Annotated in this window: 22 protein-coding genes; 16 read left to right on the top strand and 6 right to left on the bottom strand. The window is 40.7% G+C overall.

The features are described from left to right. Nucleotides 1–130 precede the first annotated feature (130 nt). Together ytvI and FQ085_RS01560 are read right to left on the bottom strand one after the other, a co-directional pair. Entirely contained in the window at nucleotides 131–1,186 is a 1,056-nt protein-coding gene (ytvI, locus tag FQ085_RS01565; RefSeq protein WP_058384845.1) for a sporulation integral membrane protein YtvI, read from the bottom strand. Nucleotides 1,187–1,267: 81 nt separating this feature from the next. Then, nucleotides 1,268–1,633 (bottom strand): YugN family protein, encoded by a 366-nt coding sequence (locus FQ085_RS01560; protein WP_058384846.1) that lies wholly within the window; start codon nucleotides 1,631–1,633, stop codon nucleotides 1,268–1,270. A 144-nt stretch (nucleotides 1,634–1,777) separates the two neighbouring features. Between FQ085_RS01560 and FQ085_RS01555 the strand changes: the two genes are divergently transcribed. Beyond that, the gene (locus tag FQ085_RS01555) at nucleotides 1,778–2,842 is read left to right on the top strand and encodes a CAP domain-containing protein (protein ID WP_058384847.1); all 1,065 of its coding nucleotides are present in this window, start codon (nucleotides 1,778–1,780) and stop codon (nucleotides 2,840–2,842) included. Here FQ085_RS01555 and FQ085_RS01550 read toward each other — a convergent pair. Beyond that, entirely contained in the window at nucleotides 2,823–3,332 is a 510-nt protein-coding gene (locus FQ085_RS01550) for a PaaI family thioesterase (RefSeq protein WP_058384848.1), read from the bottom strand. The two genes, FQ085_RS01555 and FQ085_RS01550, sit on opposite strands and share 20 nt — an antisense overlap. A gap of 75 nt (nucleotides 3,333–3,407) precedes the next feature. Here FQ085_RS01550 and FQ085_RS01545 point away from each other — a divergent pair, with 75 nt between their 5' ends. Then, nucleotides 3,408–3,854 (top strand): YlbF/YmcA family competence regulator, encoded by a 447-nt coding sequence (locus tag FQ085_RS01545; protein WP_058384849.1) that lies wholly within the window; start codon nucleotides 3,408–3,410, stop codon nucleotides 3,852–3,854. 65 nt (nucleotides 3,855–3,919) lie between these two features. On the opposite strand, the gene FQ085_RS01540 is transcribed toward FQ085_RS01545, so the two are convergent. Next, nucleotides 3,920–4,828, bottom strand: a complete 909-nt coding sequence (locus FQ085_RS01540; RefSeq protein WP_058384850.1) for a glycerophosphodiester phosphodiesterase family protein — start codon at nucleotides 4,826–4,828, stop codon at nucleotides 3,920–3,922. Nucleotides 4,829–4,959: 131 nt separating this feature from the next. On the opposite strand from FQ085_RS01540, the gene FQ085_RS01535 reads away from it, so the two are divergent. Continuing rightward, the gene (locus tag FQ085_RS01535) at nucleotides 4,960–5,232 is read left to right on the top strand and encodes a YlbG family protein (RefSeq protein WP_058384851.1); all 273 of its coding nucleotides are present in this window, start codon (nucleotides 4,960–4,962) and stop codon (nucleotides 5,230–5,232) included. Here FQ085_RS01535 and FQ085_RS01530 read toward each other — a convergent pair whose 3' ends face one another. Further along, on the bottom strand, nucleotides 5,233–5,613 hold the full coding sequence (locus FQ085_RS01530) for a DUF7147 family protein (protein WP_058384852.1): 381 nt from the start codon (nucleotides 5,611–5,613) through the stop codon (nucleotides 5,233–5,235). A gap of 84 nt (nucleotides 5,614–5,697) precedes the next feature. Between FQ085_RS01530 and rsmD the strand changes: the two genes are divergently transcribed. The 3 genes from rsmD (at nucleotide 5,698) to FQ085_RS01515 (ending at nucleotide 7,843) form a co-directional block, all read left to right on the top strand. Next, nucleotides 5,698–6,273, top strand: coding sequence for a 16S rRNA (guanine(966)-N(2))-methyltransferase RsmD (gene rsmD, locus FQ085_RS01525; protein WP_058384853.1), 576 nt, complete (start codon nucleotides 5,698–5,700; stop codon nucleotides 6,271–6,273). Continuing rightward, on the top strand, nucleotides 6,266–6,745 hold the full coding sequence (gene coaD, locus FQ085_RS01520; RefSeq protein ID WP_058384854.1) for a pantetheine-phosphate adenylyltransferase: 480 nt from the start codon (nucleotides 6,266–6,268) through the stop codon (nucleotides 6,743–6,745). Before rsmD ends, coaD begins: the two co-directional genes overlap by 8 nt. Before the next feature lie 72 nt (nucleotides 6,746–6,817). Then, complete coding sequence (locus FQ085_RS01515; protein WP_149455757.1) at nucleotides 6,818–7,843, top strand: SepM family pheromone-processing serine protease; 1,026 nt, start codon at nucleotides 6,818–6,820, stop codon at nucleotides 7,841–7,843. Here FQ085_RS01515 and FQ085_RS01510 read toward each other — a convergent pair. After that, a complete protein-coding gene (locus FQ085_RS01510) occupies nucleotides 7,831–9,030 on the bottom strand; it encodes a nucleotidyltransferase (RefSeq protein ID WP_149455756.1) in 1,200 nt (399 codons plus the stop codon). The genes FQ085_RS01515 and FQ085_RS01510 overlap by 13 nt on opposite strands. A gap of 126 nt (nucleotides 9,031–9,156) precedes the next feature. Between FQ085_RS01510 and FQ085_RS01505 the strand changes: the two genes are divergently transcribed. The 10 genes from FQ085_RS01505 to mraZ all read left to right on the top strand — a co-directional run bounded on the left by FQ085_RS01505 (nucleotide 9,157) and on the right by mraZ (nucleotide 17,646). Continuing rightward, nucleotides 9,157–9,690 (top strand): YceD family protein, encoded by a 534-nt coding sequence (locus FQ085_RS01505; protein ID WP_058384857.1) that lies wholly within the window; start codon nucleotides 9,157–9,159, stop codon nucleotides 9,688–9,690. A gap of 24 nt (nucleotides 9,691–9,714) precedes the next feature. Next, on the top strand, nucleotides 9,715–9,891 hold the full coding sequence (gene rpmF / locus FQ085_RS01500) for a 50S ribosomal protein L32 (protein WP_006828847.1): 177 nt from the start codon (nucleotides 9,715–9,717) through the stop codon (nucleotides 9,889–9,891). A 116-nt stretch (nucleotides 9,892–10,007) separates the two neighbouring features. Next, a complete protein-coding gene (locus FQ085_RS01495) occupies nucleotides 10,008–10,760 on the top strand; it encodes an enoyl-CoA hydratase/isomerase family protein (RefSeq protein ID WP_082707554.1) in 753 nt (250 codons plus the stop codon). A 154-nt stretch (nucleotides 10,761–10,914) separates the two neighbouring features. Then, entirely contained in the window at nucleotides 10,915–12,264 is a 1,350-nt protein-coding gene (locus FQ085_RS01490) for an acetyl-CoA carboxylase biotin carboxylase subunit (RefSeq protein ID WP_058384859.1), read from the top strand. Continuing rightward, complete coding sequence (locus FQ085_RS01485) at nucleotides 12,261–12,476, top strand: biotin/lipoyl-containing protein (protein WP_058384860.1); 216 nt, start codon at nucleotides 12,261–12,263, stop codon at nucleotides 12,474–12,476. The genes FQ085_RS01490 and FQ085_RS01485 overlap by 4 nt, the downstream gene beginning before the upstream one ends. 25 nt (nucleotides 12,477–12,501) lie before the next feature. After that, the gene (locus FQ085_RS01480; RefSeq protein ID WP_078080573.1) at nucleotides 12,502–14,052 is read left to right on the top strand and encodes an acyl-CoA carboxylase subunit beta; all 1,551 of its coding nucleotides are present in this window, start codon (nucleotides 12,502–12,504) and stop codon (nucleotides 14,050–14,052) included. An 81-nt stretch (nucleotides 14,053–14,133) separates the two neighbouring features. After that, nucleotides 14,134–14,997 carry a ketopantoate reductase family protein gene (locus FQ085_RS01475; RefSeq protein WP_149455755.1) on the top strand — a complete coding sequence of 288 codons (864 nt, stop codon included), beginning with the start codon at nucleotides 14,134–14,136 and terminating at the stop codon, nucleotides 14,995–14,997. Then, on the top strand, nucleotides 14,994–15,371 hold the full coding sequence (locus FQ085_RS01470; protein WP_058384863.1) for a DUF3397 family protein: 378 nt from the start codon (nucleotides 14,994–14,996) through the stop codon (nucleotides 15,369–15,371). Before FQ085_RS01475 ends, FQ085_RS01470 begins: the two co-directional genes overlap by 4 nt. A 77-nt stretch (nucleotides 15,372–15,448) precedes the next feature. Further along, entirely contained in the window at nucleotides 15,449–17,068 is a 1,620-nt protein-coding gene (bshC, locus tag FQ085_RS01465) for a bacillithiol biosynthesis cysteine-adding enzyme BshC (protein ID WP_149455754.1), read from the top strand. Nucleotides 17,069–17,214: 146 nt separating this feature from the next. Continuing rightward, on the top strand, nucleotides 17,215–17,646 hold the full coding sequence (gene mraZ / locus FQ085_RS01460; RefSeq protein ID WP_058384865.1) for a division/cell wall cluster transcriptional repressor MraZ: 432 nt from the start codon (nucleotides 17,215–17,217) through the stop codon (nucleotides 17,644–17,646). The last annotated feature ends 19 nt before the right edge of the window (nucleotides 17,647–17,665 follow it).

Below are 17,665 nucleotides of genomic sequence, written 5' to 3'. Positions count from 1 at the left end.
GTGTAGCCGGCTGAGGCCGTGCCTGCGGAAAGCGAGCGCTGGAAAGGAAAGTAGCCTGTTTTGACACATGCAAAAGGAGCTGTACCCCAAAAAAGTCATTGTTTATGACCTCTTGGGACAGCCCCTTTTTTTATACTCTAAAATCCATTTTAATCATTCCAGCTTCGCGTGCTGATGTAAAGAGAATAACAATCAATGGTCCAATAAAAAATCCGAGAAAACCAATCAGCTGCAATCCGATAAACATCGCGATTAGCGTAGCTAATGGAGACAGGCCAATTTGTGTACCCATAACCTTTGGCTCTACCGTTCTTCTAATAATCAATAAAACTAATGCTAGAACTGCTAATTGAGTTCCTTGGACAACGTCACCCGTTATAAATTCATAAGCGAACCAAGGAGTTAAAACGATAATAGATCCCAAAATTGGAATGAAATCAATTAGCCAAATGATTAAAGACATAACGATAGCATATTCCGGGGTAATGAAAGCTAAAGAAATGAGTGACACGATGAAGATGATACAACTTACGAGAAATTGAGCCTTTAGAAATCCAAAAATCACTTTATTTAAACGTGCAAACATGAAACGAACTTTTTCAGCTGTCGATTCTTTTAGCCGTTTGAAAAGCAAGATTTTCAAATCGGGTAAATCCAACATAAACAAAAACAAGGCAATTAAAAACACAATAAAGCTAACAAGAAAAGAAGGAATACCAGTCAATAAATTTGTTACTGTATCGTAATTGACAATGGTCAGTACCCAATTGCGAATTCCTTCCATAAAGCCCGCCAGTTCAGTTTCAAATGAAGAAACGACTTCAACTGGCATATCTCGTGTTGAGCGGAAGAAAAAACTTTGAAACTCATCCCACATGACGGACAGGGAATTCGTGTACTCTGGAACCATCTTAGAAAATTGGATAATTTGTCCGATTAATTGAGTAACAATCCAATAAAGCAGCAGAGAAACTACTAATAGAAATAAGATAAATACAGAGATGACGGCAGACTTTCTATGCCATTTGAATTTTTTATGTATAAAGTTTACGAGCGGTTCTAAAAAAATAGCAGTGATCAAAGCGATGATCAGAGGGATAGAAACAGGTAATATGTAAACTGAAATTAAAATCAAAGCCGCTATTACAATAGCGATTGTTACTGTTCTTTTCGTCAACCACTTCACGTATTAAATCCTCCTTATGAAGTTAAAATGTTCATGGATTGGTTAAAAAAACCGCAGTTCAATTGATGAACTGCGGGATTTTTATACGCTGATTTCGAAAGCTTCGACGTCTTTTTTAATAGCGTCTAATATTCCGATACAAGTTTTAACCAAGTGTTCTGGGAAATTTTCATCTTCACCGTATTCAACGCCGTGTGGATAATAATGCTTACCAAGTACGGGTTTTAAGACGCGCATTGTGGCATCGTTTGAATCGACGTCTCCAGAAGTAGCATAAGCAAATACGCGTAAATAATAAGTGCCTTCACGCACGATGAATTTACGGTCATAAGTGACACGCTCATAATCCCACTGACCTTCTTTGGTCAAGCTCTGTTTGTTCATAATGCTTTCAAGTAATGCGCCATCAACGTGAATGTTTTCAAGTCCTGTATTTTCAAAATACATAGGATCTCTCCTCCTCTTTAACAAAAAAGACTACATGCTCCTTTAATAATAGATCATAATTTAAGTTGTTGCAATGGCTAGATTGTGTCAGTGTAGAGGCGACTGTTATAATGAGGAAGATACAATAGCAAAGGGGCTGTTCGGTTGAAAGACTTGTTGCGTATTATGATTTTTCTATCGATAGTTCTGATCGGGTTATTTTACTTGGATCCTTCAATAAACGAGAATGATGTTCTTGAAGCTCCGCGCACGGCAGATCCATTGCCGAGCGAACATATTACAGATGAGTCTTTGGATATTGATCGTCCTCTAAAAGGAATTTCAAGTTATATAGGTAAATCTAGCGATCATTGGATTGAGCAGTACGGAGAACCTGAACGGAAAGAACCTTCTGCTTACGGCTACGAATGGTGGATCTACAATGCCAGCTATGTTCACTTTACAATGGTAGGGATAAAAGACGACAAAGTAGTTCAAGTTTATGCAGCAGGTGCTGCAACAGACGCCACTCCTTATCAGATTGGGCAAAGTCTAGATGAAATATATCGGTTTACCATATTAGAAAATGAAGTGACGGTTAAATATGGCGCTAATGTTTATACATTCAATGTCACTGCTGAAGATATGGATAAGCGCATCCTGGTTAAATTCGATGGCGTTTACGCACAGCTCTATATTGACTCTACTGATCGTGTATTAGAAGCTGTTCGCTTTATGGACGCTGAGACTTTAATTCGTCATCATCCATACGACATGATGTTCTCTGGTGAATTGCTGCCAATCCAAGCTCCTTCTTCCACTATGCAACAATCGATTGATCAGGCAAATGCTAAGCAAATCGCCGACTTAGTCAATATTTATCGTCTGCGTCATCAATCAAAAACACTAAGTATTGATCCGCAAGCAAGCATTGTTGCTGAAGCCAATAGTGAAGATATGGCCAGACAGAATTTTTCTTCTGAAGAAATAGAATTTAAAGATTTACATGCGCGTTTGCAAGAGGGCAATATCTTATTTAAAGAGGCAGCTGTCAATACAGCTGCACGTTATTATGATGCAGCAGAAACTGCACACGGATGGATCAATTCAGACATTCACCGTAAAACCTTACTGAATGACCAATACACTGAAACCGGAGTCGGAGCGTTCGGAAAATATTATACACAGATTTTTCTTGAAAAAGAGTCGGTTACTGCTGTAAAGCAGTAATCGACTCTTTTTTTTCAGGAATAATGAAAAAAGAACCGGTTGCAGTCGCAATGTGTTTTCCATCTGCTTGAAAGATATTTCCTTCAAGTACCATCGTATGTCTCCCGCTACGAATAATATGGGCACGTGCACTTATGGTTTCTTCGGTAGCGACCGTCAAATAATGAATGGTCAGATTTGTTGTGACAGCTGTAGTGCCGTTTGGACATTTACTGTTTGCCAAAGTACCCATTGCCGTGTCGAGCAAAACTGCAAGAATACCGCCGTGTGGAATGGCTACATTGTTATGAATAAATGGCGTATTCGGTATAGCGACGACAGAAGATTGCTCGTCTGTAATGCGTGTCATGTTTAGACTAGCACTCAAATAAGTAGAAAATTCGCCTTGTTGTTTTTTCTCGAAATTACTTAAGTAATCAGTTAAAATAGCTAAATCTTCCTTGTTACTATTTTCTATAATGCGAGCAAATTGCTCAGTTATTGTACACATAAGGACATTCCTTTCAAGTCTATAGTGAAATGCAAAAATATCTGCTATGATTAAAGCGTAAAGGAGGAAAATGCTATGATTATGACCTATGAATGGGCTGAAATAACTGACTTTGCAGATGAGTTGAGCCAAATGATTCTACAATCAGAGCAAGCCGATCTTTACCGAGAAGCTTATGACTCTGTCTATAACGATAAAAATCTGGCAAATGAAATCCATGCCTTTGCTAGGTTAAAAGAACAATATGAAGAAGTTCAACGCTTTGGCAAATATCATCCAGAATACTCGCGTGTGATGAAGCAAATCCGGGTGGATAAGCGTCGCTTAGATTTAAATGAAAAAGTAGCCAATCTGCGTTTAATGGAGAACGAGCTTCAGGATCTAATGGATCAAGTAAGCTTTATCATCGGCCGATCAGTATCAGAGGCAGTGAAAATCCCGTCCTCTAATCCGTTTTTCTCTTCAGACTCTTCCTGTGGAAGCAGCTGTGGCACTGGTGGCGGTTGTTCGTGTTCGGCATAACGACTCGACGTCGAAAATTTTCATAAAAAAAGTGCAACGATTGCGTTGCACTTTTTTTATGCCTATTATTCTGCAGTTTCTGAAATAGCAGCGACAGCAAGATCAGGGCGATCCGTTATGATGCCTTTTGCACCTGCATGAATTAATGCACGCATCGTGTCTGGTTCATCGATAACCCAATAATGTACCGGAATATTCAAATTCTCTAGAAATGCGATAAAGCGAGAAGAATCTAACCGGAACAGAGAAGACTTTAGAGGAATCTGAAAAACATCTGCTCGTGGCTGATACAAATGCCCGAATTGACTATTAAAAGACGTAAACGCTTTCCGGACTTCATTTTCTCCGGCACCTATTGCTACACGATTTTGAGCATACAAATTAAAACGATCGATTTGTTCATCGTAGAAAGAAGTAACAGCCACGCGATCTTGGGCTCCAAGCGAATCAATCAGTCGCCACAGTTTTGAAGGCACTAAACTGCCCTCATAAGTTTCTGGTGCATCCTTAATATCGATATTGATATATAGCTGCGGAAATTGTTCAATCAATTCGCGCAACAAGACCACTTTTTCATTTTTGCCACGGTAGGAATGTTGTCCGTCTAAATCGATAAAATGATACCCAAGATCAAAAGCTTTTAATTGCTCGAGTGACATATCGGCAACTCTACCGGCTCCGTCTGTTGTCCGGTCAATAAATTCATCATGAAAAACGAGGATTTCTTCATCATTTGTCATGCGAATATCAATTTCAAAGCCGTGGACGCCAAGTTCGGCTGAGCGATTAAAGGCAGCCATCGTGTTTTCAGGTGCCAGTTTGGCACCGCCACGATGTGCCAGCACAATCGGCTGTTCGTAATTTAGTACTTCTTTAGCAGGACGTTGATTTGGATTAGCTAAAGCCTTTGAGCCTGCCCAAGCTGCGGCTCCAACGGCTACAGCTGCTAAACCGATAGTAGTCTTTTTTCCCATACTGTAAATTACCTCCCTGGATTTCTCTAATAAAAACAGTATAGCGAATAGATTGCCGTACTGTCAGTTTATTCGGTTGCGGCTTTTTTCTTTCCTATGGTATTCTAGACTCTAAGAAAAGAGGGATAGTTATGCATGATCGCCAAGGCCTCATTGTCTATGTGCATCATTTGAAACAAGCCAAATCGCTACGGAAATTCGGGCACGTTCATTATATTTCACGTAAATTGAAATATGTAGTCCTTTATATGGACCAAGAAGTCATCGAAGCAACCAAAACAAAGCTGAACAAATTACCTTATGTGAAACAAGTACTTGAATCCCAACGGCCATTTCTTAAAACAGAATATGAAAACGCCAAGCCGGATAAAGCAAAGGAATATGATTACAAAATCGGTCTTTGATTATTGCATAGGCGGAATATAGTGATTTAATCTTAAAACTGAAATTAGATGGCTATGATAGATTTTTTTATCTGCATATACGGATGAGTGCTTGACTTCCATCTTGATGGGACTGTGTCCGAGTTCTGAAACGACTTGCTCAAAAACGGCTAAACGCTTAGAGTCGACTGGAATTCCTTCACGGCAAAGATAGATTGGCATAAAGTTTCCTTCCGAAGCCGGTTTAAATACTGCTGCAATTGACAATACATTGTGTCCCTGCGGATTTGTTGAAACAAATACAAATCCGTGCATAAAGCGTTGTTTGTTGCTTGTGATTAGTTCACGGAGCTCATAGATATCTCCGTACCCTTCTCCGAGTTCAATAAAACGTTGTATCATCATTTCACGTCCTTTCCAGTCTTCATTTTACCATTAGGCAGTTAAAATGCATCAAGAAAATCATTTAAGTTAGAGGCGATAAGTATGCGTGTTGTAGCAGGTTCTGTTAAAGGAATTCCATTGAGAGCGGTTCCGGGCAATTCGACCAGACCGACGACAGATAAAGTAAAAGAATCTATTTTCAATATGATTGGTCCATTTTTTGACGGGGGATACGCGTTGGATTTATTTGCAGGAAGTGGTGGATTGGGAATTGAAGCCCTAAGCCGTGGTATTGATCACGTCATCTTTACGGATAAAGACAAGCGGGCTGTTGAAACAATTCACGCAAACTTGGAAAAAGTCCGTTTAGCCGACCGTGCTGAAGTTCACCGGGCAGATGCAGAACGTGCATTAAAAGCGATTAAGAAAAATGGTGTGCAGGCCAGGCTGTTGTTTCTCGATCCACCTTATCACATGAAAAAATCTTATGATTTGATGGACCAAGCGGGAGAATTAGGAATTGTGACAGAAGATGCGATTGTAGTTTGTGAACATGATCGTGGAGTAGAACTTCCAGATCGAACGACGTATTTTGAACGCTATAAAAAAGAACTTTATGGCAGTACGATGATTTCAATTTACCGCTATCAGGGGGAAGAAGGAGAGCAAGTTGACTAAAATTGCTGTAGTTCCAGGGAGTTTTGATCCGATTACCATGGGTCACTTGGACATCATTAAACGAGCATCTACTATTTTTGATGAAGTAAAAGTAGTAGTGATGAATAATTCTTCCAAAAATCCATTGTTTAATGTTGAAGAGCGAATGGAAATGATTGCGAAAGTTACAGAGTCTATGCCTAACGTCAAAGTGGATTCATTTTCAGGTCTTCTAATCGATTATTCAGTTGAAGTGCAGGCCAATGCCATTATCCGTGGTTTACGTGCTGTCAGTGATTTTGAATACGAAATGCAAATCACTTCGATGAACCGGTTTTTAAACGAAAATATTGAAACCCTATTCATGATATCGAATAACCAATACTCATTCCTTAGTTCAAGCATTGTAAAAGAAGTGGCGAAATATCAAGGCAATATTAACGGCCTAGTTCCTGACGTAGTTGAAAAAGCACTTCAGTTGAAATTCCAATAAGTCACGAATCTCGTGACTTTTTTTGTAGATTTGACAAAGCGCAAGATGCTGGTTAAAGAAGGGAAGAATTTGATGAAAAATAAACGATTATTCATTTTTGTTATCGTCATAGCACTGGTGATTTTTCTTTCTTCCTATCAACTAGATGCTTATGTAACGAGACCAGGCGGGGCCTACGAGTTGTCACCGCTAGTCGAAGTTGCTGGAGGAGATGAAGACGATGAGGGCAGCCTCAGCTTAATGACGGTCTCAATGCTGACGGCTACACCGGCGCTTTACGTATGGGCGAAAGTTCGAGATGGTTATAAAGTTTTACAGCCTGAACAAGTAAGAAGCCCTCATGAGAGCGACGAAGAATACAATGTACGCCAGTTAAAACTAATGTCCGATTCACAAGTGAATGCGCTGCAAATTGCATTTGAGCAAGCAAAACTTCCTTACGAAATTAGCAATAATGGTGTCTTTGTCTTAAGTGTCTTGATGGGAGGGGCTGCAGACGGCGTCTTATCACCAGGTGATCGTGTACTTGAGGTGGATGGCAATAAATTTACCGAAATGCAGCAATTTATCGATTACTTAAGCGACAAGAGGGTTGGGGACAGCGTGGAAGTTCTCTACAAACGCAAAGACCGCGAAATTAGTACAGACATCCAGTTAGCTCCATTGCCTTCAGACACGAAACGAGTGGGTTTAGGCATTTCTTTTGTTGAAGATAAAAGCATTGAAACGACGCCTGAAGTAGAAATTGATTCCGATACAATAGGCGGACCGTCAGCGGGACTAATGTTTACGCTTGAAATCCTCAACCAATTGGTGGATGAAGACATTACGAAAGGCTTTAACATTGCTGGTACCGGTACAATGGAAAGTGATGGTTCAGTCGGTAGAATCGGTGGCATCGACCAAAAAATTATGGCAGCCGACTCTGCAGACATTGACATTTTCTTTGCACCGAGTGAACCAGTTGAGGGTGGTGGTGACAGCAATTACCAAACGGCTGTTGAAACCGCTGAGAAAATTGGAACACCAATGAAGATTGTTCCAGTCGAAACAGTTGAAGATGCGTTAGCTTATTTAGAGGAGCTTCAGCCCCGGTAAATTGGGGGAGTCGTAAACTCTTTTTTTAGATGAACTGAGCCCATGCCTTGTAAATACATGGTGGTGGCGTGAATATCAAGTTTTCCCATTGGGTCGCCCAGATCAGCTGCGCGACTTATGAGGGGAAGCGTGATGTTCTTTTTTTTGTGGTTTAAATAGTGTTTTCCGCTGTTAGACATACCGAGAAGCCTAACATAAGTGGGAGAGTTAAAAGACCTTAGCATAGACCACGTGAAGCCTGTATAGATGTGCGTTAACATACGTTGAATCCGAGTTCGCGTAAAACGTTTTGATTTGACTAGTGAAATAAAGGATTCAAAGTTGTCGGCTGTTTTTGCCGACTGGTAAATTAGATTTTCAATACCTTCTGTTACTTCAGCGTAGTGTTTTATTTGTTCAGGGCCTGCACGCAAAATAGTAAACCGCAGCAAAGGGTAGAATTGCTCCCAGCTGCCAAAGCAGCTATATTCGTCTTGCGCTTTTTTTAATAAGGCAATTGAAGATTCTGGCATGTAAGTGGATAGTTCATCAACCGAATCTCCCTTAAAAAAAGCTTCGCGAATTCCAGTAGCACTGGCAATCGGCAGACCTGTTTCTATTGAGTCGTGATAATTTGCACCAATCCGTTGAATGGTCAACGGTTTCATAGAGGAACCCAAATTTTGAGCAGCTTCTAAGTAATGAAACCCTAAAATATTATTCGGTTGCGTTAAATCCGCAAAATTCGGTTGCTTGCCTGTCAAAGTTAAGTAGGAATTGTTCAAGGCTTTTGGATAGCTAATGCCAGTTTGAATAGCGTCATGGATAAGTTGTTGATAGTTGTCAGACTGCTCAGTCAACAACTGCAAAGAATTCAAAAAAGGGTCAATCGTTCCTTGTTCGCTGCCAAAACAAAAAGAGTCACAGCCGATTGCATCAAGTAATGCAATTCCGCCTTTCGCGAAATCGGCAGCTTGTGCCGTAGCATAAACGTAAGGAAGTTCAATTACCAAATCGATACCCGCATCTAACGCCATTTGTGTCCGTTTCCATTTATCCGTAAATGCGGGTTCGCCGCGTTGCAAAAACTGGCCACTCATGACCGCAATGACGAGGTCGGCACCAGACGATATGCGTGCTTGTTCAGCATGGTGGCGATGTCCGTTGTGGAAAGGGTTGTATTCAACAATAATTCCTACAGCTTTCAATTTGTTCACCTCTTTGGTAGAATTAACTCCAGTATACCGATGTTTGAAATAGAGTGACAAGATTTTTTCTTGACATCTTTTTCTGTGCATTATATAATCAACTTTGTTGTCTTGAGGTGATTACTTATGAAAATAGCGATTCAACAGCTTCAAAAGCATCGCAAAGACGGACTGCCAATTGACCAAATGGTTCATTTGGATGCAGTGAAATTACGGAATAGCGATATTCGGGAAATTTCACCTGTACATGTTACAGGACATTGCACAATTGGTTCGCAACAATTAACGTGCCAACTCCATCTCGAAGGTATGCTTACGCTACCTTGTGCTAGAACTTGGGAGGATGTTGAGTTTCCGATAAACGTTGATACGGTTGAAGTCTTTGATTGGTCTGGAAAAGGTCAAGAAGACAAGCTTAGTGATGTTCACTTTGTAGAAACTGAAGTTATAAACCTTCAGCCACTACTAGAGGAACTTGTTTTGCTGGAGATTCCGATTCAAGTGTTTAAGGAAGACGCTGATCAGTCTGTTATAAAAGGCGGAAATGATTGGTCGTATTCAACAGACGAAGAGTACGAAGCAGAGAAAGAAGCGGCACCACCAAAACCGGATCCAAGACTTGCTGATTTAGCAAAGTATTTTGATCAGTCAGATGAATAGAATTAGTGTAAGGAGGTGTCACCAATGGCTGTACCAGCTAGAAGAACGTCCAAAACCGCTAAAAGAAAGCGCCGTACACATTTTAAATTGTCAGTGCCGGGCATGGTAATTTGCCCAAGCTGTGGCGAAAGTAAATTGGCTCACCACGTCTGCAAAGCATGTGGATCATACAAAGGGAAAGAAGTAGTAGCAAGCAAATAAAACAGTATTTGTTGCTGAAAGGTTATTGAGAGGCCATGGCTCTCGATAGCCTTTTTCTCTATACATAAATAAGTGCGAAACGCCTACATGAAAACGGGATGAAGAGAGGGATTTTTGTGTCTTATACGATCGACCTGACAGATGGCATCATGACGTTTACCATTGATCGGCCCCATATACGCAATGCAGTGAACAATGAAGTGACAGCAGGACTTGAAGAATTAGTCGTTAAAGCGCAACAAGCAAGTGTCCAGATGGTCGTTATTACAGCTTCTGGTAAACAGGCTTTTTGTTCAGGTGGTGATTTGTCGGTGTTTCATACTTTGCGAACTGAAGAGCAATCCTATCGCATGTTAAAGCGGATGAGTGATGTGCTGTATTCAATCAAAACGTTGCCTGTGCCGGTAGTTGCGGTCGTTAATGGCACTGCTGTTGGGGGTGGCTGTGAAATTGCCACAGCATGCGATTATAGGCTTGTGTGGAGTCATGCGAAATGTGGCTTCATACAAGGCACGCTCGCTATTACGAGTGGTTGGGGTGGCGGAACTTATCTATTGGAAACCTTGCAGCACGATCAAGCATTAAAAATGCTCAGTGAAGCAAACGTATACACGGCTAGTGAACTGAAAGAATGTGGCTGGGCATCGGTGATTGTTGATGACGAGCAAGATGTTGAGGTATTTTTTAGTCAGATGAAAAAAATTCATCCGGACGTGCACCGGGCTTATAAAGAAATAGCCATTCGCAAATGGCAAAAAACAGATTTAGCTGAACGGGTCGAACAAGAGGTTAGAAGATGTGCTGTGTTGTGGGAACGAGATGCACATCACGAAGCAGTCGACCGCTTTCTCAATAAAACAAAAAAATGAAATCCTTTTTGAGAGGGTTTCTTTTTTTATTCAACTACCAAATGAGTAAAGCGGTTTTAAACAAAATAAAAGAAATATTTCAACGAATAGTTGAAATCGCTTACAAAATTCGTATATGCTATAGAAGGGAGAAAACATAGGGGGTATTTCAAATATGAAGAAAATCCTAATCGCGAACCGGGCAGAAATCGCACGTCGAATTATTCGGACATGCAATCGCCTTGGAATCGAGACAGTCGCTATTCACTCTGAAGCAGATGGGGATCTGCCTTACGTCAGTGAAGCGACTGAAGCTGTACTGATCGGTCCAAATCCGGTCGTACAGTCTTATTTACAAATCGACAAAATTATTGAAGAAGCTAAAAAACGTGGAGTTGATGCTATCCATCCGGGATATGGTCTGCTGTCGGAAAATGCCGATTTTGCACGCAAAGTGGCGCGAGCCGGAATGATTTTTATCGGCCCTTCAAGCGACATCATCGAAAAAATGGGTGATAAGATCGAATCTCGTAGAACGATGATTCAAGCAGGAGTACCGGTTGTTCCAGGAACTGAAGAAGGCGTGACGACGCTTGAAGAAGCTTTGCAACAAGCGGTGGAGATTGGTTATCCATTAATGTTAAAAGCAAGTGCAGGTGGTGGTGGTATTGGTATGGTTCGCTGTGAAAATGAGCAAGCGCTCACTCAACAATTCGACTCGGTAAAAAATCGCGCCAAAGCTTATTTTGGAGATGACGTTGTGTATCTGGAGAAGTTTATCGCGGATGCGCGTCACATCGAAGTACAAATTTTTGGGGATCATCACGGCAATCTCGTTCATTTATATGAACGAAATTGTTCAGTTCAGCGCCGCAACCAGAAAGTGATTGAAGAATCGCCTTCGCCCAATTTGCCGCAGGATGTTCGTGAACGGCTTTGCGCCGCTGCATTACAAGCAGGAAAAGCCGTGAATTATACGAATGCTGGAACCGTCGAATTTATCGTCGATTCTAATAATGAATTTTATTTTCTTGAAATGAACACGCGTCTTCAAGTAGAACATCCGGTTACTGAAGAAGTTACGGGGCTAGATTTAGTTGAGTGGCAACTGACTGTAGCTGACGGGGGCAAACTACCTTCTCAAGACAAGATCCAAACGAAGGGACACGCTATTGAGTACCGGGTTTACGCAGAAGATCCTAAAACTTTTTTCCCGTCTCCTGGAAAGCTTGAAAAACTCCAGTGGGGGGAAGGCGCACGAATTGAGACTGGCTATGAAGAAGGCAATCAAGTAACTCCTTTTTACGACCCGATGATTTCGAAAATCATCATTCACGGTAGTGATCGTGCAGATGCATTATCAAAATCACAAACTTTTTTTAATCGTGTTACAATTAATGGCGTAAAAACCAATATTCCTTTATTTAAGGAATTTATTGGATCAGAACAATTTGTCTCAGGCAATTATGCAACGGCAGTATTACCGGAATGGATGGAAAAAACAAAGGAGGAACACACATTATGAAAGAACTAAAAGCGTCAATGGCAGGAACGGTATTAAACATATTAGCAGCTGAAGGACAGGCAGTAACAGCAGGGCAGGCGGTTTTAACAATCGAATCGATGAAAATGGAAATTCCAGTAGAAGCTGAAGTTGGCGGCAAAGTGGAGAAAATTCATGTGGAAGTCGGCAGCTTTGTTAATGAGGGCGACGTACTGATGACTGTCGGAGAATAATCGGTTAAGCAAAGGGGACAACGAAATGACAAAAACGACTGAAACAACAGGATATAACGAACGTCTAGAACAAAAACTTTCAAAGATTTTTGCTGGGGGGCAGCAAAAATATCACGACAAAATGAAAGAAAGCAATAAACTCTTTGTCCGTGATCGGTTGAAATTATTATTTGATGATGAAAACTACGCGGAAGATGGGCGTTTTGCTAATGTAGAGGCGGCTGACTTGCCAGCTGATGGCGTTGTCACAGCTATCGGTAAAGTAAACGGCGAAACAGTTTGTGTGATGGCGAATGATTCTACTGTTAAGGCAGGTTCTTGGGGTTCACGTACTGTTGAAAAAATTATTCGCATTCAAGAAACAGCAGAAAAAATGCAAGTACCGATGCTGTACTTAGTGGATTCTGCGGGTGCGCGTATTACAGATCAACTGGACATGTTCCCAAATCGCCGCGGTGCAGGTAAAATATTCCATAACCAAGTAAGAATGTCCGGCATGGTTCCACAAGTATGTCTACTATTTGGTCCATCTGCTGCGGGTGGTGCCTATATTCCAGCTTTCTGTGACATCGTCATTATGGTTGAAGGCAACGCCTCTATGTACTTAGGATCACCGCGCATGGCGGAAAAAGTTATCGGTGAAAAAGTGTCGCTTGAAGAAATGGGTGGCGCCCGTATGCACTGTACGGTTAGTGGTGTGGGCGATGTTTTAGTGACAACTGAAGAAGAAGCCATTTCAGAAGCACGCCGCTACTTGACGAACTTCCCATCAAACTTTGCCATCAAGCCTGAAAAAATTGCGGCTAAAGCAGCGAAAGCAGGGCGATCGCTAGAAGCAATCATCCCAGAAAACCAAAATGCGCCGTTTGATATGTATGAACTGATTGATCAAGTAGTCGATGAAGGTAGCTTTTTTGATATTAAAAAATTATTTGCCGGTGAATTGATTACTGGTATCGCGCGTATTGACGGACAAGTTGTCGGTATTCTGGCCAACCAGCCAAAAGTAAAAGGTGGCGTATTATTCGGTGATTCTGCTGATAAAGGCGCTAAATTTATCAATCTTTGCGACGCGTTCTCGATTCCATTACTGTTCCTCGCTGATGTTCCTGGCTTTATGATTGGAACGAAAGTAGAACGTGCCGGTATTATTCGCCACGGCGCGAAGTTTATCGCTGCGATGAGTTCTGCAACTGTACCGAAAATTTCAGTTATTGTGCGAAAAGCATACGGAGCTGGTCTTTACGCGATGGCAGGTCCTGCATTCGAGCCGGACGTTTGTATCGCATTGCCAACAGCGCAAATTGCAGTAATGGGTCCGGAAGCGGCTGTAAACGCTGTTTATTCAAATAAAATTGAAGCCATTGAAGATCCAAAAGAACGACTTAAGTACGTTCAAGAAAAACACCAAGAATACAAAGAAGAAATCGATATTTATCGCTTGGCATCTGAAATGATTATCGACGAAATTGTGGCACCTTATCAATTGCGTTCAGTCCTTTCACAGCGTCTATCTTTTTACGAAACAAAAGATTTGCCGTTGCCATATCGAAAACATCCGATTTATCCTGTATAATAAAAACTATTATTGGAAGTCTGCCTAATATGGGCAGGCTTCTTTTTTAAGAAAATTTTTGGCACTGTAAGGAGTGATTTTATGAAATTTGCAATTATTGGAGCTGGAGTCACCGGATTGTTGACGGCTTATCTATTAAAAAAAGCCGGTCATGAAGTGCAAGTGATTTCGCAACAGCAAGAACAAGTGGCGTTGATTAATGAGAACGGAATTATACATGGTGAAAATCGTCAGCAACTGACCGCTTATACGGATCTCGAGCACATTGATTCGGATGCTTTTGTTGTGTTGACAAGCACTTACGAAGAGCTGTCACCGATAGTAAGATTGTTGAAAATTCGGTGTGCAAGCAATAAAATTATTTTTCTGCAACAAGGAATGCTGTTTTTAGAAAAAGCGAAAACTTTATCACATCGCCATATTGCAGCAGCAATTCTGGAAACGGATTGTGTCAAATTGAGTGACACTGAAATTCACTTCGACAAAACTCCACAAGTGATATTCGGATTAGTCAAAGGTCACGTGGAGGAATTCCAAAGTCTTCTAAAGGCGGCGAGTTGGAAAGCTATTTGGGTAGAAAGTGTGGAAGCGCAGCTATTTGAAAATGTGTTGCTTGCCAGTTTAATCGATCCACTAACAGCTATGATGAAAATTCAAAACGGTGAGCTGGTTACTAATCCCCATGCTTATGAGTTGTTTAGAAATCTATATAACGAACTTTATCTCGCATTTCCAGAAATTGAATCGTTACAACCTATTGAACTTGTAGCAGCGTCGTGTGCGGCAGAGCCTAATGCTATATCACGAATGCTGGCAGACCGTCTAGCGGGTGATCCAATGGAGGTTGAGGGATTGATGTTGTATGTGTTAAATCGGACGAAGTTGGAATTGCCACTCTTTAAATCTTTATATCATCTTTTGAAAACAGTTGAGGTAGCAAAATGACGATAATATCTACAATTGGAACTGTTTTTCTTTATATTCCTTTTCTCCTTTTCGCTGTTATTTATTTTCTTTCACTGAAAAGAAGAAAAAGAAAAGCGTTAGGCTTAGCATCGGATATAACAACATTTGTCTTGTTTTTTTCCGTGCCGGCTTGTGTAGAAATTTTATGGGGATATTCTATCTCTGCGTATATTTATTTTGTGGCGCTAGTATTGGCCATTATTCTTTTAATCATTGAATGGAGAACTGCTAAGGAAATTGAAATCATTCCGTTTTTTCGAAAGCTATGGAGAACGTACTTTTTGCTGCTAGCTTCTCTTTACGCGGTCGTATGGCTAATTGGCCTAGTGACAGTTATTGTTAAATCAATTTAGCAAGCGTATTTTTTTTCTTTAAGTGATGCGTTTGCTATAGTAGATTTGAATGTAAAGGGAAAAGGGGACTTTTTTTTATGAAGGTAGAGGAACAATACGTAGAGCCAACGAGTAAACTAATGAGTGATTATATAAATAGGCAATCGTCAATCCGCCATTATTTTTCATACGATCCGCAAATGGCATCATTTCCTGAAAGATTGAAAAAACTGCAAAACCATTCTGTTGATCGCCAGAAACTAGCAGGCATTATGCGAGCTTATATGGGACGCAGTGAAATGTCTAAAGCAGCAGAACACAACGTAGAGTATTTTGAAGCCGGTGCACCAGTAGTGGTCACAGGACAACAAGCAGGTATTTTAACAGGACCTTTATATACGATACATAAAGCGATATCGGTCATCATGTTAGCAAAGCAAGCTTCACACCAATTAGAGACACCTGTAGTGCCGTTATTTTGGATTGCTGGTGAAGATCATGATTTGGCTGAAATTAGTCATCTGTACCGGGAAGTCAGTGGGCGAGTGGACAAATTGAATATCCCACACGCTGAATATGGCAAAAGCTCAGCGTCTGCTGCAAAGCTTAATAAATCTAAAACTGCTTCTTTTTTAGAAGAATATTTTCGCAGCATGCCCGAAACTGAGCATTCTAAAGAAATTCATGATTTGGCTTTTGGGTTATTGGAGCAGTCTATTTCCTTTACCGACTTTTTTGCGTCGCTTCTTCGCTATTTCTTCCAAGAAGAAGGCTTGCTTTATATTGATGCTGCAAATGAAGAACTACGCAAATACGAATCTCCTTACTTTATAAAAATGATTGAACAGGCAGCTGAAATTACGGAATCGGTTACAGCAGCAGAACAATCATTGGTACAAGACGGTTACAGTGCAGTAATTGGAACAGAAAAAACGGCAGCCAATCTGTTTATTACGGTAAAAGGAGAGCGTCTATTACTAGAACGTCAAAATCAAGAGTTTGTCGCAAATAATGGCGCCATCCGCTATACTCAACAGCAGCTTTTGGAAATTGCTCAACACAATCCAGAACTTTTAAGCAATAACGTCGTAACGCGCCCGTTGATGCAGGAAATGGTCTTTCCGGTTTTGGCTTTTGTCGGAGGACCTGGGGAAATCGCTTATTGGGCGGCCTTAAAAGACGCTTTTGCATTGTTTAGTATGGAACTACCAGTCATTATGCCGCGCTTGAGTTTAACCTTGATAAATCGTCAAACACAGCGTTTGCTGGAGAAATACGAATTGGACTTTGATGCTGTCGTCAGCGATCGTCAAATTACTGTGATGAGAAATAATTTGATGGGATCGATTCGTGAGCAAAAAGCAGAAGCGTTAATTGACGAACTTCAACAACAGATTGACGAAATGTACAATAAAATCAATCAACAGTTTTCTTCAATCAGTAAAGGATTGACCCCAATCGTTGAAAAGAATTTACAGTTGCACAGTAAACAAATAAATTTCTTGAAGCATAAACTGCAGGATGAAGTGATACTTCAAAACAGTATTGAATTTGGTCATTACACCGCTATTGAAAACGAACTATTACCTAACGATGGATTTCAAGAACGCGTGTACAGTCCATTTGTTTACATGAATCAGTATGGAACTGGGCTTGTGAAAGATCTTTTAGCACTTCCGCTCTGTTATGACAAAAATCATAAGATTATTTATATTTGACTGAAAAAGCCTGCATATGTAGGCTTTTTTTATGTCAAAATAACTTGTTGAGATATTTTCCTGTAACAAACTTGAAATATTTCAAAAACAAGTGGTGACAAGTGGGGGATTGTGGTACATTTATTACAATAAGTGGGGTGAAGGGTATGTTCATGGGCGAATATCAACATAGCGTTGATGCAAAGGGACGGCTAATTGTGCCAGCCAAGTTTCGTGAACAGTTAGGTGACAGTTTTGTCATCACCCGCGGCCTGGATCAATGCTTATTTGGCTACACGATGGACGAATGGCAGAAAATTGAAGAAAAGCTTAAAGAGTTGCCAGTCACTAAAAAAGACGCTCGTGCTTTTACACGGTTCTTTTTCTCAGGCGCTACAGAAGTGGAACTTGATAAGCAAGGACGCGTCAATATACCGACAACCTTAATTTCTCATGCTAAACTTGAAAAAGAATGCATTATCTTAGGTGTCTCCAATCGTTTTGAAATATGGGCAAAAGATTCATGGGAAAGCTATTTTGCAGAATCCGAAGATTCCTTTAATGAAATCGCGGAAAATTTAACTGATTTTGACTTTTAAAAAGTGAACGGGGGGAATG

Origin of the sequence: Planococcus sp. ANT_H30, assembly GCF_008369335.1 — a bacterium.
GTDB lineage: Bacteria > Bacillota > Bacilli > Bacillales_A > Planococcaceae > Planococcus > Planococcus kocurii.
This window is presented reverse-complemented; position numbering and strand designations above follow the sequence as displayed.